Genomic DNA, 15,195 nt, shown 5'->3' with positions numbered 1-15,195 from the left:
TGATTGGCCTGATGGCTGCCGGCGCACCGTCAAAGTGCATCAGCCGGACTCCGGTAAGACCAGAGAAATCGACATGGCCCTGATCAGCCTGAAATCCCTCGGCGTCACTATGAGTGCGCCGCTCTTCTCCAACCTCGACCTCACCATCGCCGCTGGCGACCGGCTGGGCATCGCCGCCGCCAACGGCCGTGGCAAATCCACGCTTCTCAAATGCCTGGCCGGCGAGCTCGACGCCTCCACCGGCGACATCACCCGCTCGCGCGGCCTGCGCGTCGGCCATGTCGAGCAGTCTGTGCCGGATGCGCTGCTCGACCGCAGCTTCCATCAGGTCGTCGCCGATGCCCTGTCGCCGGAGCAGGCCGACAGCGAGTTCTGGCGTGTCGACGTGGTGCTGGATTCGCTCGACGTTCCCGAGGACATGCGCGGACGGCCGATGCGGGCTCTGAGCGGCGGCTGGCAGCGGCTGGCGCTGATCGCCAGCGTCTGGGTCACCGATCCGGACGTGCTTCTGCTCGACGAGCCGACCAACCATCTCGACCTTGCCAGGATCAGCCTGCTGGAAACCTGGCTCAACGCGCTGCCGCGCGAAGTGCCGGTGATCATCGCCAGTCACGACCGCGCTTTCCTCGACGCCACCACCAACCGCACGCTGTTCCTGCGCCCTGAAGAATCGCCGGTGTTTGCCCTGCCCTATTCGAGGGCCAGAGAGGCGCTCGAGGAGGCCGATGCCTCGACGGCGCGCAGGTTCGAGCGCGACATGAAGGTGGCCCAGCAATTGCGCCGGCAGGCCGCCAAGCTCAACAACATCGGCATCAACTCGGGCAGCGATCTGCTCACGGTGAAGACGAAGCAGCTCAAGGAGCGGGCCGAGAAACTGGAAGACGCGGCGGTGCAGGCGCATCGCGAGCGCTCGGCCGGCGCCATCCGGCTGGCGAACCGCGGCACCCACGCCAAGGTGCTGGTCACGCTGGACGACGCGGTGGTGGAAACGCCCGACGGCACGCTGCTGTTCAGGACCGGCAAGCGCCACATCTGCCAGGGCGACCGTATCGTGCTGCTCGGCCGCAACGGCGTCGGCAAGTCGCGCTTCATTGCGATGATCCGCAGCGCCATCGCCCAACCCGGGACCGCGCAGAATATCAAGGTGACGCCGTCGACCGTGCTCGCCTACAGCGACCAGGCGCTGTCGGGCCTCGGCGGCGGAGACACGCCGCTGGCGATGGTCTCACGCCGCTTCGAGGTCGGCGAGCAGCGTGCCCGCACGCTGCTCGCTGGCGCGGGCGTTGCCATCGAGATGCAGGAGAAAAAGATCAGCGCATTGTCGGGCGGGCAGAGGTCGAGGCTGATGATGCTGGCGCTCAGGCTCACCAATCCCAACTTCTATCTCCTCGACGAGCCGACCAACCATCTCGACATCGATGGCCAGGAAGCGCTGGAGGAGGAGCTGCTCAAGCATCAGGCGAGTTGCCTGCTGGCCTCGCATGATCGTTCCTTTATCCGCGCGATCGGCAATCGCTTCTGGCTGATCGAGAAACGGCGATTGATCGAAGTCGACAGCCCGGAAGAGTTCTTCCGTTCGGTCACCGGGACGGAGCGTTGAGATCGCGATAAGCCGGCTCTTTATGGGCTGGCTTTCGGCCGCGAAAAAATTTGGGCGATCTGTCGGATTGCGAATTCCCGCCCCGTCCTTGGTACGCCGACACGATGGTGCCGGCGTCACCAGGGAGAGTTCATCATGTCGATACTGTCATCCATCGGCCGCATCGCCACTCAATACGCAGCGACGCGCGCCCGCTACCGCAGCGAACGTATCCTGCTTTCGCTGCCGGCCGAACTGCGTAAGGACATCGGCTTTCCGGAAATTCTCGACACGCCGAACAGCCGTCGCACGGCCATCTTCTCGAGCAAGATCATTTGAGGATGGCCGATCGACCGGTGCGACGGTGACCCGCTTCGCCGGTTGCTCGGCTGTCTAAAAAATTCTGCGATCCGTGTAGGATTGCGGCCGCCTCGTCCGTCTTTTGATCGCAACGCCAAAATCAACCCGAGAAGAGGAACAGCAAATGACCGGCCAGACCCCACCCCGCGCCAAAGTCCTTGGCGGACTGACCCCCTATCTGCAGGTCGACGGCGCCATCAAGGCTGCCGAGTTCTACAAGAAGGCTTTCGGGGCCGAGGAAGTCTTTGCCTATCCGCCGGATGACAAGGGCCGCACCATGCATATCCATCTCTACGTCAACGGTTCGACGCTGATGTTGGGCGACGCCTATCCCGAGCACGGCCATCCGCATCAGGCGGCGCAGGGTTACGTGCTGCAGCTCCATCTCGGCAGCGACGATATCGATGCCTGGTGGAAGCGCGCTGTGGACGCCGGCTGCGAGATCGTCACGCCGTTGCAGGTGATGTTCTGGGGTGACCGCTGGGGCCAGGTGAAGGATCCCTTCGGCGTCGCCTGGGCGATGAACGCGCCGGTGAAATAGCTTCCTAGCGAGCAGGCGTCGCCAACTGCAGGGTCGACGCGCCGACCCGGGCTCGTTTTTCAGCAAAAAGGAGTTCACCATGTCCTATGTCGATGGCTTCGTGCTCGCCGTGCCGAAGGCAAATCTCGATGCGTACAAGAAGATGGCTGCAAATGCCGGCGCCGTCTGGATGGAGCACGGCGCGCTCGCCTATGTCGAGTGCATCGGCGACGATGTGCCCTATGGCGAACTGACCTCGTTCCCGCGCGCCGTGCAGGCAAAGGACGACGAGGTCGTCATCTTCGCCTGGGTCGTCTATGAATCCAGGCAGAGCCGCGACGCCGTCATGGCGAAAGTGATGGCCGACGAACGTCTCAAGATGGACTGGTCGAAAATGCCGTTCGACGGCAAGCGCATGATCTTCGGCGGCTTCCAGCCATTTATCGAGCTTTGAGGAGCTGACGCAAGCCAGGGTTGGCAGATCGCAACCCTTTGCGATTGGCCGAGGCGCTCGTTAGGTCGTCATCCTATGGCGGAGCAAGGAGCGAAGCGACGCGGCGCAGACCATAGGATCCATGCCGTTACCTGCTTCTGCGCGTCCGCTTTGCTCCCGCTCCGCCCATGGATGACGAAGTTTGGGCGCTTCGGCAAATCGGCGGACGGTGTGCTAAGCCAGCCGGTCGAGCAGCGGCTTCAGCCTGTCGCCATACCGCTTCCACAGATCGACCGAGCCCTGATACATCGGCTGGCGCACTTGCGCGGCTGAGGCCGTGCGCACCGGCCGGTCGGTCTCGTGGAAGGACAGCACCTTGTCGTCCCAGGGCAGGCCGAGATGCGCCATCAGCGCCCGCGTCTGCCCTTCCTGGTCGGCGACGAAGTCCTCATAGCGCACATCGTGCACGACGCCGGGCAGCACCTTGTGCCAATGCGCCATGATGTCGGTATAAAGGTTATGGAAATCGGCAAGTTCGCCGAGATCGTAGCCGTAGCGGTGGCTGTCGCCGCGGAAATGTACCTTGAAGATCGACAGGCACGTGGCCGCGGCGTCGCGCGCGCAATGCACGATCTTGGCCTTCGGCAGCATCATGTGCAGGAAGCCGACCAGCAGGAAGTTGCCCGGCATCTTGTCGGTGACATGGCGGAAGCCCGGATAGCGGGTATGCAGCATGTCGAGATAGGCCTGCCCCGCCTCGGCGAAGGCTTTGTCCGGCACGTCGGCGATCCCCCAGGGAAAGCCGCCCGGCATGCTCATCGGAAACTGCTTGCCGACCGCCGTCTTCAGGATGCTGAGCTCGCCGGCGCCATAGACCTGGGGATGGCTGGCGATGATCTGCTCGACCAGCGTCGTGCCCGAACGCGGCATGCCGACGACGAAGATCGGCGTGTCGTCGGAAATGTCGCTCGGCTGGTGCTTTTCGAAGAAGGCCTTGTCGAAGACGGCCTTCATCGCCTCGAACTCGTCGCGCGTCTTCACCGGGTCATAGTCGATGCCCTTGCGGCGGATCGCATTGCCCTCGGCGAAATAGTCGAAGGCGCGGCCATAGTCCTTCAGATCGTCATTGGCCTTGCCGAGGCCGAAGGAAAGCTGCATGCGCGCAAGACTGTCCTGCGGCGCCTTGGCATGCTCGGCCACCATGCCGGCAAGCTCGGCGTCGCGATCGGTCTGACGCTTGACCTGCGTCAGCAAAAGCCAGGCTTTCGCCATGGCGGGAGCGATCGCCACCGCCTGGCGGGCAAGATCGGCGGCTTCGGTAAGGTCGCCCTTCTCCATCATGGCGACGCCGAGCCCATAGAGCAGCTCCGCGTCCTTGGGCCGGATCGACAGCGACTCGCGGAAGAGCGCAATCGCCTCGTCCAGCCGCCCGGCCTCCTGGAGCGTTTCGGCCAGACCGATGCGGGCGCGGACATGGAACGGATTGCGGCCGATCGTGCCGCGGTAGACCTCCTCGGCGCCCTCGAACTGGCCGAGTTGCTTCAGCGACGAGCCGAGATTGTCGCGAGCGGCAAGCTGCTCCGGGCGAATATCTACCGCGCCGCGGAAGAAATCGACGGCGGCGGCGATGCGACCGAGGTCGCGCATGACCGTGCCCATATTGTTGAGGAAATCGGCGTTCCTGGGCTGCAGCGTCACCGACTGCTCGATGAGGTCGAGCCCTTCCTCGCTGCGGCCGGTCTGATGCAGCAGAAGCCCAAGGAAATGCAGCGCGGCGGCATGGTTCGGCTGCTGCCCCAGCACCTGCCGGTAAAGCGACTCCGCTTCCTGGCGGCGCCCTGCCTGGTGCAACTGCAGCGCCCGCTGCACATAGGGATCGAGCGGGCTCGCCGATCCTGGCTTGCCGCCCGCGTTTGCCGCTCTTCTCTGATCTCTGTTAATGGGAAACCTGCCGTGTTTGTCCTCCGCCGGACCTAAGCCAAGCGGGCGGGAGATTCAAGGGTGCGCTTGGCGTACCGAAGGATTGCCCGCAAAGCGGACCGCAAACCCGGCCTCCCTAGCACGGCCCGTCGCCGATGATGCGATAGTCCGCCGCGCGGGCCTCGCATGCATTGGGGAAGGTGCGAACCTCGCCGTGACGCCTGGCGCAGACCGGCGCGTATTCGCGGGTGCAGAAGGTCTGCTCGCCACCTGCGCCATCCCGGCAAGGACGGTCGCGCACGATGCGATAGCCTGCCCGCTCCGCCAGGCAGGCATTGGCGAAGGTCTGGCGGTCGCCGCCGCGCCGTGCGCAGACCGGTTCGTATTGCATGGTGCAGAACTGCGGATGCGGCCTCGGCGGGCGTGGACGCGGTCCTTCGTCGACCACCACGGTGCAGGCCGCAAGCAATGCCGGCAGAAGCAGCGCGATCGGGCCCTGCCGCGAAACGATTGCCGCGAGAAATCGCATCGGGTCCCTCCTCGCCATCGAGCCTGGCATTGGCGACAATCCTCGCCATTCCCGCATCAAACGCAACCCTCGGTTTTGTCAATTGCCCGGTCGAAAGAACCGGGCGCCGCCGACCTTCGCGCTGGCCTTCGCGCTGGCCCATGCCTGGCTTTTCTCTGGCCGATGACCGGTCCAGGCGCCGGGTCTATCGATGCGCTGCGTTGGGCGCGCCGAGGGCCGCCCGCGGCGCCGTCTTGCAACTATCACGTTTCCGTGTAATAAATTTGGTGTTCGGGCATTTGCGACCCGGAGAGCGGCACGTTTTGGACGACCTTTCCCCGATAGTGTGAATCTCTGACGGCCCCGTTTTTCGGCGGGGGCTTTGACCATGCGCGAATGCATGACTGCCGAAGCAACCATCTGGACTTACCCGAGGCGCGAGGCAGCGGGCAGGCCCACCAGACTGATACGGGTGAAGGAGTTTCCCCATGGCCCAGACCGGCACCGTAAAGTTCTTCAACGCCACCAAAGGCTTCGGCTTCATCACGCCTGATGGCGGCGCCAAGGACGTGTTCGTCCACATCTCCGCGATCGAGGCCTCCGGCCTGCGCACGCTCGTCGACGGCCAGAAGGTCACCTTCGACGTCGAGCCGGACCGCATGGGCAAAGGCCCGAAGGCGGTCAACCTGCGCGCTGCCTGAGCAGGCGAAGCTGCCTGTTCTAAGCTGATGAATGGCGTAGCAGGACCATGAATTGGCTTCGCAAGAAGCTTGAGTTTTGAGGGCGCGACGGTTCCGTCGCGCCCTCTTTTTGTCCGGCAAATGGCGCGCTTGGCAGGCGAAAACTTTCTCTTGCCGATAGCGCTAAAATAAAGGACAAATTTCCTCTCGGGCAGTTTGCCGGCCCGAGACTGACATGATGGGATCAAAGGAGTTTCCCATGCCGCAGACCGGCACCGTCAAATTCTTCAACCATGCCAAGGGCTTCGGCTTCATCACGCCCGACGATGGCGCGAAGGATGTCTTCGTCCATATTTCGGCCGTGCAGGCGTCGGGCCTTCCCGGTCTTGAGGATGGGCAGAAAGTGACATTCGACACCGAGCCGGACAAGCGCGGCAAGGGTCCGAAGGCCGTCAATCTGTCTATCGGCTAAGCCGGCTCAAGACAGATCCGACGGGGGCTGAGCAGGCGGGACGCTCCCGCAGAGCTCGGAATTGTGTTCGAGCCGCGAAATCGTTTACCCAATTCCGTTCAGCCTCCGTTCAGCCACGGTCTTCTATTAACCTTTGCTAAAGCCGATCCGCATCCCCCTGAAAATACGCGGGCCGGCGCGAAGGAGACCGAAAATGAACCGAATTCTCAAGACCGCCATCCTGACCGCGGGCATCGCTGCGACCACCTTGGCCACCTTCTCGGCGGCCAATGCCGACGACTGGCGCTGGCATCGCCATCACCACAATGGCGACGCCCTTGCCGCCGGCGTTGTCGGGCTTGCGGCAGGCGCCCTGATCGGCAGCGCGCTCAGCAACCCCGGGCCGAGATATTACGATCCGGCCTATGAAGACGGCTACTATGTCGATCGGCCCGTTCGCCGGTATTACGTGCAGCCGCGCGTCGTCTATGCCGACCGCTATGCCGAGCCGTGGACCCGTGACTGGTACGAATACTGCTCGGACCGCTACCGCACCTTCAACTCGCGCACCGGCACCTTCACCGGCAATGACGGCGAGCAGCACTTCTGCGTCGCCAACTAACCGGAGCAATTCCAGGAGAAGTGTGAAGCAGTGTCCGTTCGGAATTGCGTCTAGACAAATTCTTGGGTTCCCTGTCCCAGTCAAAAGCGCCGCGTCCGAGCGGCGCTTTTCTTTTGCCTGTGAGGGTCAGGCCAGGAACGGATTGGTGCGGCGCTCCTCGCCGAAGCGGCCGCCCGGACCGTGGCCGCAAATGAAGCCGATATCATCGCCGAGCGGCAGCAGCTTGTCCTTTATCGAGGCGATCAGCGCAGCGTGATCGCCGCCGGGCAGATCGGTGCGGCCGATCGAGCCGCGGAACAGCACATCGCCGACATGGGCGAACTTGGCCGCGCGGTTGTAATAGACGACATGACCCGGCGCGTGCCCGGGGCAATGCAGCACCTCGAACACATGCCCGCCGAACGAAACCGTCTCGCCTTCGGTGAGGAACCGGTCAGGCACACAATTGCGCACGGGATCGGTCAGCCCGAAACGCCTGGCCTGGTTCTCGAGGTTGGCAAGCAGCGGCCGATCTGCCTCATGCGGGCCGATGACGTCGACGCCCAGCGCATCCTTCAGCTCCATCGCGCCGCCGGCATGGTCGATATGGCCGTGGGTGATCCAGATCGCCTCTACCGTGATCGCATTGTCTTTGAGCACCGCCAGTATCTTGTCGATATCGCCGCCGGGATCGACGACGACGCCGTTCCTGTCGTCCATGTCGAACAGGATGGTGCAGTTCTGCTGGAAGGGTGTGACCGGCACGATACCGGCATTGAGCTGACCCATGGCTTCCCACTGCTCTACTGTCGCAAGTGTCGCTCTGATTTAGAGAGCACTGCGGACTGCGTCCACCCGTCAGCCGACACGAATTGATCTCAAAATGAAATGGGCGGCCGTAGCCGCCCATGAGCGAGCTCGAAAAATGTCGGCCTTATTTCTTCATTGCGTTCATGACCGCGCCGATGATGCCGGTGAGGATCGCACCACCGCCAACACCGCCAGCGAGGTTCGGCAGGTTGAACGCACTTCCAGCCGCCGCCGCGGCCGCTGCCGGATCGACCGTGCCGCCACCAAGCAGGCTGCCAAGAATGGCCGCGCCGCCGACGCCGCCGATCGCGCCTGCAAGGATTTTGGTCAGTTGGCCCATTGCTGCCTGCTTCAGCGCCGCGCCAACTGCCTGACCGCCGATAACACCCGCAATCACTTGTACAACGATAGCGACGAGCGTGTTCGTATCCATGTACCTAGTCCCTCCATAGAGCCAGCCTCCTCGGGCCGGCGCCATCATGAGACGCTGAATTGTTCCAAAGTCAAATGCACATGCGCTCAAATAAAAGGGGCGGCCCGAAAACCGCCCCAACAGCTCAAAAAAGCTGTGACTATCGCTATTCTGCGGCGATCGCGTGCTTTGGTTGCACTGCAGCAGAATAGTCGTTCATCAACGTCTTGGCGATCTCGCCGACCTCGAATCGATACGGGCCGATCTCCGAAACCGGAGTGACTTCCGCGGCCGTGCCGGTGAGGAAGCACTGCTCGAAGCCTTCGAGTTCCTCCGGCATGATGGCGCGCTCGATCACCTCCAAACCGCGGTCCTTGGCCAGGCCGATCACGGTGCGGCGGGTGATGCCGTCGAGGAAGCAGTCAGGCGTAGGTGTGTGGATCTTGCCGTCCTTGACGAAGAAGATGTTGGCGCCGGTGGCCTCGGCCACCTGGCCGCGCCAGTCGAGCATCATGGCGTCGGCGTAGCCCTTGGCCTCGGCGGCATGCTTGGACAGCGTGCAGATCATGTAGAGACCGGCGGCCTTGGACTTGGACGGCGCGGTGCGTGGATCTGGCCGGCGCCATTCGGCGATGTCGAGCCGGATGCCTTTCAACTTCTGCGCCGGGTCGAAATAGCTCGGCCATTGCCAGATGGCGATGGCGCAGTTGATGCGGTTGTTCTGCGCCGAAACGCCCATCTGCTCGCTGCCGCGCCAGGCGATCGGGCGCACATAGGCGTCCTGGAAGCCCTGCTTCTTCAGAAGCGTGCGGCAGGCCTCGTCGATCTCGGCGACCGAATACGGTATCTTGAAACCGAGCAGGCGCGCCGAGTCATGCAGGCGCTCATTGTGCTCGGTCAGCTTGAAGATCTGGCCGCCATAGGCGCGCTCGCCCTCGAAGACGGCACTGGCGTAGTGCAGGCCGTGGGTCAGCACGTGGACCTTGGCGTCGGCCCATTTGACGAACTCGCCGTTCATCCAGATGAAGCCGTCCAGTTGGTCGAAGGGAACGGATGCCATGGAAACCTCCCGCGGGCGGACGCCCGCAAATCGTTGTGTTTATGGGCTTTCGTGTCGGCCCCGCCAGAGGGTCCGAAACGCCGGCCGGTGCCTGGAAAGGTAGGCGGATATTCAATCCATGGCAAACTCAGGAAGTTCCGGAAAAACGGCTTCCGCTTGCCTTTTCGTTCGCAATCCGCCGAAAAGCTTGTCAAAAATTATCATTGCCGGGAAATTACGTCAATAGTACTGACATAATTCCCGCTTGGCATGGAGAAATGATGACGGATCGAAGCCCCGCTGCCGGAAAACCGATCAGGACGGCGATCACCGACGAGGACGGCATCGACTTTGCCATCATCGAGTTGTTTTTCTTCGCCTATCGCGACTTCACCTCCGATCCCGACCAGATCCTCGCCGATTACGGCTTCGGCCGCGCCCATCACCGCGTGCTGCACTTCGTCAACCGCAGGCCCGGCTTGACGGTTGCCGAGCTGCTCGACGTGCTGAAGATCACCAAGCAGAGCCTGGCGCGGGTGCTGAAGCAGCTGATCGACACGGATCATATTGTCCAGGTGCAGGGCCCGCGAGACCGCCGGCAGCGCGAGCTCTACCCGACCGCCAAGGGCCGCGCTTTGGCCCTGGCGCTGGCTCGGCCACAGTCGCGCCGCATCCGTGCTGCATTGGAAGATTCCGGAACCACCGAACGCGCCTCGATCGAAAGATTCCTCGAGGCGATGGTCAATCCGGAACTACGAGCGCAGATCGACATTATGCCTGCGCAAACATCGGGGAAGAAAAATGGAGACCACTGAGAAGGTTGATCATCCGGCAGCGCCCGACGATGATGCGCCGCATCTGCTGGTGGTCGATGACGACACCCGCATCCGCAATCTGCTGAAGCAATATTTGTCGGAGAACGGCTTTCGCGTCACTGTCGCCGGCAACTCCGGTGAAGCCCGGCGCAAGCTCGCCGGGCTCGACTTCGATCTGCTCGTGCTCGACGTCATGATGCCTGGTGAAACCGGCGTCGACCTCACCAAGGCGCTGCGGGCCGAGAAGAACGTGCCGATTCTGATGCTGACCGCGCTGTCGGAAACCGACAGCCGTATCACCGGGCTGGAAGCCGGCGCCGACGACTATCTGCCGAAGCCTTTCGATCCGCGCGAACTGATCCTGCGCATCAACAACATCCTGCGCCGCGGCGGGCCGGCGGCGACGCCGAAGGTCGAGCAGCTGGTCTTCGGCCCCTACACGTTCCAGATCGCCAAGCGCGAGCTGAAGCGTGGCGGCGAAGCGCTGAAGCTGACCGACCGCGAGCAGGAGATCCTGGCGATCTTCGCGGCGCGGGCGGGAGAGACCATACCCCGGCACGAGCTCGTCGGCGACGAATCGGATGTCGGCGAGCGCACCATCGATGTCCAGATCAACCGGCTGCGCCGCAAGATCGAGCGCGATCCGTCCAATCCTGTCTGGCTGCAGACGGTGCGCGGTATTGGGTATCGGCTCAGCGTGGAATAAACTGTTCCCGACGGCCCTTGCTGAACGGCCATCGACGAGCGGAAGGGCGAATGGCGACCACGCAACTGGAAAAGCCCAAGGGCGACAGCCCCGGCGATCTCGCGATGCGGACGCTGAAAGCGATGCCGCGCGCCTGGAACCGCTTCTGGCGGCTGGTCGCGCTCTACATGCCGAAGCGGCTTTATGCCCGCTCCTTGATCATCGTCATCGCGCCGATGATCCTGCTGCAATCGGTCGTCGCCTTCGTCTTCATGGAGCGTCACTGGCAGACGGTAACCCAGCGCCTGTCGCAGGCCACTATCGCCGACATCGCTGCCATCATCGACATGATGGAGACCTATCCGCACGACGCCGACTACGCCAACATCATCCGCATCGCCCAGGACCGCATGCAGCTGAAAGTGGATCTGCTGCCGCCCGACCCGCTTCCGCCACCTGGGCCGAAGCCGTTCTTCTCGATCCTCGACACGGCGCTCTCGTCGGAGATCACCAGGCAGATCAACCGCCCCTTCTGGATCGACACGGTCGGCAACTCCAACGTCGTTGAGGTCCGCGTCCAGCTCGAAGGCAAGGTGCTGCGCGTCTTCGTGCGCCGCAGCCAGGCCTATGCCTCGAACACCCACATCTTCCTGATCTGGATGGTCGGCACCTCGCTGGTGCTGCTGATGATCGCCATCCCCTTCCTGCGCAACCAAATAAGGCCGATCCTGACGCTGGCCGAGGCGGCGGAAAGCTTCGGCAAGGGGCGGCCGATGCCGCGCGATTTCCGTCCGCGCGGTGCGGAGGAAGTGCGCCGCGCCGGTTTCGCCTTCATCCAGATGCGCGAGCGCATCGAACGCCAGATCGAACAGCGCACCGCCATGCTGACCGGAGTGAGCCATGACCTCAGGACCATCCTCACCCGCTTCAAGCTGCAGCTGGCGCTGGCCGGGGGCAAGTCCGAGACCAAAGCCGCGCTCAACCAGGACATCGATGACATGCAGTCGATGCTGGAAGGCTATCTCTCTTTCGCCCGCGGCGAGGCTGCGGAAGACACCGGCCGCTTCGATCTCGATGCCTATTTCCAGAAGCTCGGCGAGGAAGCGCATCTGCGCAGATGCAAGCTGTCGACGACGCTGACCGGTGATCCCACCGTGCATGTGCGGCCGAACGCCTTTGCCAGGCTGATGTCCAACGTCATCGGCAATGCCTTCCGCTATGCCAAGGCGGTCGAGGTCCATGCCGATCACAGTCGCGGCTCGCTGACCGTCACCATCGATGACAACGGCCCCGGCATCGCGCCCGACAAGCGCGAAGAGGTGTTCAAGCCGTTCCTGCGGCTCGACGAGGCGCGCAACCTCGATGCCAGCGGCACCGGGCTCGGCCTGTCGATCGCTCGCGACATCGCCCGCAGCCATGGCGGCGACATCACCCTCGAGGATAGCCCGCTTGGCGGCCTGCGCGCCGTGATCAAGGTGCCCGCTTAGCCGGCGGGTGATCCCGGACCGGGGTCGGCGCGGCAAAAACGGGTACCGGTCCGCGGACAGGATGATACCCAATCAAATTACGGGTTCATCCGCCCGTCATGAAATCATGCTGAAGAGCGCGCATGAAGCGCGCGACCTTCATCGATTCGGCCCTGCCGCCCCGCTTCGATCCCGTACCTGCCCGGGTGCGCTGGAGCGAAGCGCGAGCCGCTGCCCGGCTGCCGTCCCGCCACTGTGCTGGCGTGCTCAAGAGTCTCTCCCAAGGGTCGTCATGCGCATCCTGATGATCACCGATGCATGGCGGCCGCAGGTCAACGGCGTGGTCCATACGCTGGAGCGGCTTACCGAAACGCTGAAATCCTTCGACGTCCAGGCCGATTTCCTGACGCCGAACATCTTCCGCACGTTGCCGCTACCGACCTATCCGGACATCCGGCTGGCGCTGACGACGCCCGGCCATGTCGCGCGCCTGATCGATGCGCGCAAGGCGGACCATATCCACATCGTCACAGAAGGGCCGCTCGGTATCATGGCGCGCCGCTATTGCCGCAAGGCCGGCCGTCCCTTCACCACCAGCTACCACACCCGCTTTCCCGAATATCTCAGCGCCCGCCTACCGGTGCCGGAAAGCTGGGCCTACAACTGGCTGCGCGACTTCCACAATTCCGGACAGGGCACGCTTGTCGCCACCCAGTCGCTGGCGGATGATCTCGCCGCGCGCGGCTTCAGCAAGCTGAGGCCCTGGACGCGCGGCGTCGACACCGATCACTTCCGGCCGGACAAGCGCAAGGAAACCAGCTTCCCCCGCCCCGTCTTCCTCTGCGTCGGCCGCGTCGCGATCGAAAAGAACCTGTCCGCCTTCCTCGACCTCGATTTGCCGGGCAGCAAGGTGGTCGTCGGCGAGGGGCCGGAACTGGCGAAGCTCAAGGCCCGCTATCCCAACGCGCATTTCCTCGGCCATCGCCCGAACGACGAATTGGCCGAGATATACGCATCTGCCGACGTCTTCGTCTTCCCGAGCCGCACCGACACCTTCGGCAATGTCATCATCGAGGCTTTGGCCAGCGGCACGCCGGTAGCCGCCTACCCGGTGACGGGACCCATCGATATTGTCGGCGACAGCGTTGGCGGGGCCGTGTCCGAGGATCTGCGCGAGGCCGCGCTCAAGGCGCTTCACGTCGACCGCGCGGAAGCGCGCCAGCGCGCCATGCGCTACAGCTGGAAGGCCTGCGCCGAAATGTTTCTCGACGTGGTCGAGGAAGCGCTGGGGATGCCGCGCAAGCTGGCGGCCTAACACCCCTCATCCACGGCTCTGCGCGTCCGCTCCGCGTGGATGACGAAGGCTAAATCAATCGACCGCGCTCTGGCGGCAGTTGTTGGCCGCTTCAATGCCGCCCACTCGTTCATTCCCTCAGGAAATCCGGAGCTTCGACAACTTGCCAGTTCCATTGGACAAGTCTTTCGCGTGAGATTTTTGAGATGCGTTGAGAGATCGTTCGCCGGCGAGCTTTAGTCCCTCCGAACGTGCTTCTTGCGAGAGCTTGTGCAACAGGGCCTTACAGTGCATTATTCTGCGTGTGTAGTTCGCTGCGGGGTTGACGCCGATTTCAACGCTGGACGAGTTGCCTGCCGTATCGCGGAAGCGCCGCGTCTTGCGCATGGGCAAGACGGTCGCAAGAGTGTTTGGCTATTGTCGCGCAAATGCCTGGCCGCTCTTCGTGGCCGCCTGGTTTCCCTGGTTTCTGACGACGCTCTGTCTGGCGGTGCTTGTCCTTATTCTTTTTGCCGATCCGGAGAAGGTGCCTACCTGGCTCCTATCGCAAGGCTTCGCCCACAGGACTTGGCTTTCCGCGATTGTTGCCGCGCCGTTCTCGGCGATGGTCTTTGCATTCGTCCTGGATCGCATGGCAAACGCGCCCGAGCGCGGCCATATCGTTGTTCGGCGCGGCATTGAACGTGTCAAACGCTTCGCTATCCCGGGTGTGCGCTTTGAGCTCGGCCAACGGATTCTTCTGGCTGCGTTGCTTCTCGCGGCCGTCCAGCTTTTTTGCGGCTTTGCGGTCGCCGGCGAGCACAGACTGTTTGTTGCCGGCCTGCTGGCCACACATGACCTGCCGCTCAGCCCCGAGGACGTCGCGTCCTGGGCGATGGCGAGGGGAATGTTCAACATGCTTGTGGGCGGTTTCATACTTGCCTGGGCATATCTCTTTGTCGGCGATTTTCTCTGGACGGAATCGTTTGATCCAGTCGGGTGCTGGCGTGCGCTCGACGGCAATCGTCTGCGTTTCGTCGCCATAATGTTCATCGTTTTCGCAATAGTTGCCATACTCAAATATGGGCTTGGCCTGTCCGTAGGCTTGATCCTGATTCCCGCGAATGGCGCGTCGCCTTCCTTCTTGACCCGTATGCTGATGCATTTCGGACTGGCCTCGCCGTTCGACGGCCTCCATCTCGTACTGTCAGCCGCAACGGTCGGAACCATTCTCGGCGCGTTTCGGCCCCCAGCTTTCGCTTCGCAGTCTGCTCGGTAATTTTTTAGAACAGTCGTCCGCCGTCCGGCACCTTGCGTTCGATGGCGCCGAGCACAACGGCGCCCTCCTCGTCCGGAAAGCCAAGCGTCAGCACTTCCGACATGAACGGGCCGATCTGGCGCGGCGGGAAGTTGACCACGGCGAACACCTGACGGCCGATCAGTGCCTCCGGCGCGTAGTATTTGGTGATCTGCGCCGATGACTTCTTCACTCCGATGGCCGGGCCGAAATCGATCTTGAGCTTGATTGCCGGCTTGCGCGCCTCCGGGAAAGGCTCGGCCTCGACGATCGTGCCGGCGCGGATGTCGACACGGTCGAAATCGGCGAAACCGATCTCGGGCTTGCGCTCGCTGCTGGAACTCAT

Annotated in this window: 18 protein-coding genes; 12 read left to right on the top strand and 6 right to left on the bottom strand. The window is 63.1% G+C overall.

What is annotated here, in order from left to right; translation table 11 throughout:
* The first annotated feature begins 73 nt into the window (after window positions 1-73).
* The 4 genes from EN853_RS10140 to EN853_RS10125 all read left to right on the top strand — a co-directional run bounded on the left by EN853_RS10140 (window position 74) and on the right by EN853_RS10125 (window position 2,913).
* On the top strand, window positions 74-1,600 hold the full coding sequence (locus EN853_RS10140; protein WP_127858437.1) for an ABC-F family ATP-binding cassette domain-containing protein: 1,527 nt from the start codon (window positions 74-76) through the stop codon (window positions 1,598-1,600).
* A 135-nt stretch (window positions 1,601-1,735) separates the two neighbouring features.
* Window positions 1,736-1,918, top strand: coding sequence for a hypothetical protein (locus EN853_RS10135; RefSeq protein ID WP_127858436.1), 183 nt, complete (start codon window positions 1,736-1,738; stop codon window positions 1,916-1,918).
* A 145-nt stretch (window positions 1,919-2,063) separates the two neighbouring features.
* Window positions 2,064-2,480 carry a glyoxalase/bleomycin resistance/extradiol dioxygenase family protein gene (locus tag EN853_RS10130; protein WP_127858435.1) on the top strand — a complete coding sequence of 139 codons (417 nt, stop codon included), beginning with the start codon at window positions 2,064-2,066 and terminating at the stop codon, window positions 2,478-2,480.
* 79 nt (window positions 2,481-2,559) lie between these two features.
* On the top strand, window positions 2,560-2,913 hold the full coding sequence (locus EN853_RS10125; RefSeq protein WP_127858434.1) for a DUF1428 family protein: 354 nt from the start codon (window positions 2,560-2,562) through the stop codon (window positions 2,911-2,913).
* Window positions 2,914-3,126: 213 nt separating this feature from the next.
* Here EN853_RS10125 and EN853_RS10120 read toward each other — a convergent pair whose 3' ends face one another.
* Both EN853_RS10120 and EN853_RS10115 read right to left on the bottom strand, forming a co-directional pair.
* A complete protein-coding gene (locus EN853_RS10120) occupies window positions 3,127-4,761 on the bottom strand; it encodes a tetratricopeptide repeat-containing sulfotransferase family protein (RefSeq protein ID WP_127858433.1) in 1,635 nt (544 codons plus the stop codon).
* 187 nt (window positions 4,762-4,948) lie between these two features.
* Window positions 4,949-5,341, bottom strand: coding sequence for a Kazal-type serine protease inhibitor domain-containing protein (locus EN853_RS10115; protein WP_127858432.1), 393 nt, complete (start codon window positions 5,339-5,341; stop codon window positions 4,949-4,951).
* Between the two features lie 467 nt (window positions 5,342-5,808).
* On the opposite strand from EN853_RS10115, the gene EN853_RS10110 reads away from it, so the two are divergent.
* The 3 genes from EN853_RS10110 to EN853_RS10100 all read left to right on the top strand — a co-directional run bounded on the left by EN853_RS10110 (window position 5,809) and on the right by EN853_RS10100 (window position 7,073).
* On the top strand, window positions 5,809-6,021 hold the full coding sequence (locus EN853_RS10110; RefSeq protein ID WP_006202520.1) for a cold-shock protein: 213 nt from the start codon (window positions 5,809-5,811) through the stop codon (window positions 6,019-6,021).
* A 238-nt stretch (window positions 6,022-6,259) separates the two neighbouring features.
* Window positions 6,260-6,472, top strand: a complete 213-nt coding sequence (locus EN853_RS10105) for a cold-shock protein (RefSeq protein WP_006202521.1) — start codon at window positions 6,260-6,262, stop codon at window positions 6,470-6,472.
* Between the two features lie 193 nt (window positions 6,473-6,665).
* Window positions 6,666-7,073, top strand: coding sequence for a BA14K family protein (locus EN853_RS10100; protein WP_127858431.1), 408 nt, complete (start codon window positions 6,666-6,668; stop codon window positions 7,071-7,073).
* A gap of 126 nt (window positions 7,074-7,199) precedes the next feature.
* Here the strand turns inward: EN853_RS10100 and EN853_RS10095 are convergent, their stop codons facing one another.
* The 3 genes from EN853_RS10095 to EN853_RS10085 all read right to left on the bottom strand — a co-directional run bounded on the left by EN853_RS10095 (window position 7,200) and on the right by EN853_RS10085 (window position 9,334).
* Entirely contained in the window at window positions 7,200-7,841 is a 642-nt protein-coding gene (locus tag EN853_RS10095) for an MBL fold metallo-hydrolase (protein WP_127858430.1), read from the bottom strand.
* A gap of 145 nt (window positions 7,842-7,986) precedes the next feature.
* Window positions 7,987-8,295 (bottom strand): hypothetical protein, encoded by a 309-nt coding sequence (locus tag EN853_RS10090; protein WP_127858429.1) that lies wholly within the window; start codon window positions 8,293-8,295, stop codon window positions 7,987-7,989.
* A 145-nt stretch (window positions 8,296-8,440) separates the two neighbouring features.
* Window positions 8,441-9,334, bottom strand: a complete 894-nt coding sequence (locus EN853_RS10085) for a branched-chain amino acid aminotransferase (protein ID WP_127858428.1) — start codon at window positions 9,332-9,334, stop codon at window positions 8,441-8,443.
* Window positions 9,335-9,594: 260 nt separating this feature from the next.
* Between EN853_RS10085 and EN853_RS10080 the strand changes: the two genes are divergently transcribed.
* The 5 genes from EN853_RS10080 (at window position 9,595) to EN853_RS10060 (ending at window position 14,831) form a co-directional block, all read left to right on the top strand.
* Entirely contained in the window at window positions 9,595-10,128 is a 534-nt protein-coding gene (locus tag EN853_RS10080; RefSeq protein ID WP_128165513.1) for a MarR family transcriptional regulator, read from the top strand.
* Window positions 10,115-10,834: a response regulator transcription factor gene (locus EN853_RS10075; protein ID WP_071095537.1), complete on the top strand. Its 720-nt coding sequence runs from the start codon at window positions 10,115-10,117 to the stop codon at window positions 10,832-10,834. Before EN853_RS10080 ends, EN853_RS10075 begins: the two co-directional genes overlap by 14 nt.
* A 50-nt stretch (window positions 10,835-10,884) precedes the next feature.
* Entirely contained in the window at window positions 10,885-12,300 is a 1,416-nt protein-coding gene (locus EN853_RS10070) for an ATP-binding protein (protein WP_127858427.1), read from the top strand.
* A gap of 271 nt (window positions 12,301-12,571) precedes the next feature.
* On the top strand, window positions 12,572-13,594 hold the full coding sequence (locus EN853_RS10065) for a glycosyltransferase family 1 protein (RefSeq protein ID WP_127858426.1): 1,023 nt from the start codon (window positions 12,572-12,574) through the stop codon (window positions 13,592-13,594).
* Window positions 13,595-13,958: 364 nt separating this feature from the next.
* Window positions 13,959-14,831: a hypothetical protein gene (locus EN853_RS10060; protein WP_245516902.1), complete on the top strand. Its 873-nt coding sequence runs from the start codon at window positions 13,959-13,961 to the stop codon at window positions 14,829-14,831.
* A 4-nt stretch (window positions 14,832-14,835) separates the two neighbouring features.
* Here the strand turns inward: EN853_RS10060 and EN853_RS10055 are convergent, their stop codons facing one another.
* The gene (locus tag EN853_RS10055) at window positions 14,836-15,195 is read right to left on the bottom strand and encodes a tRNA-binding protein (protein WP_127858424.1); all 360 of its coding nucleotides are present in this window, start codon (window positions 15,193-15,195) and stop codon (window positions 14,836-14,838) included.

It is taken from the genome of Mesorhizobium sp. M1C.F.Ca.ET.210.01.1.1 (assembly GCF_004791585.1).
GTDB lineage: Bacteria > Pseudomonadota > Alphaproteobacteria > Rhizobiales > Rhizobiaceae > Mesorhizobium.
Note: the sequence above shows the minus strand (reverse complement) of the source record. Positions and strands in the feature narration are given on the sequence as shown.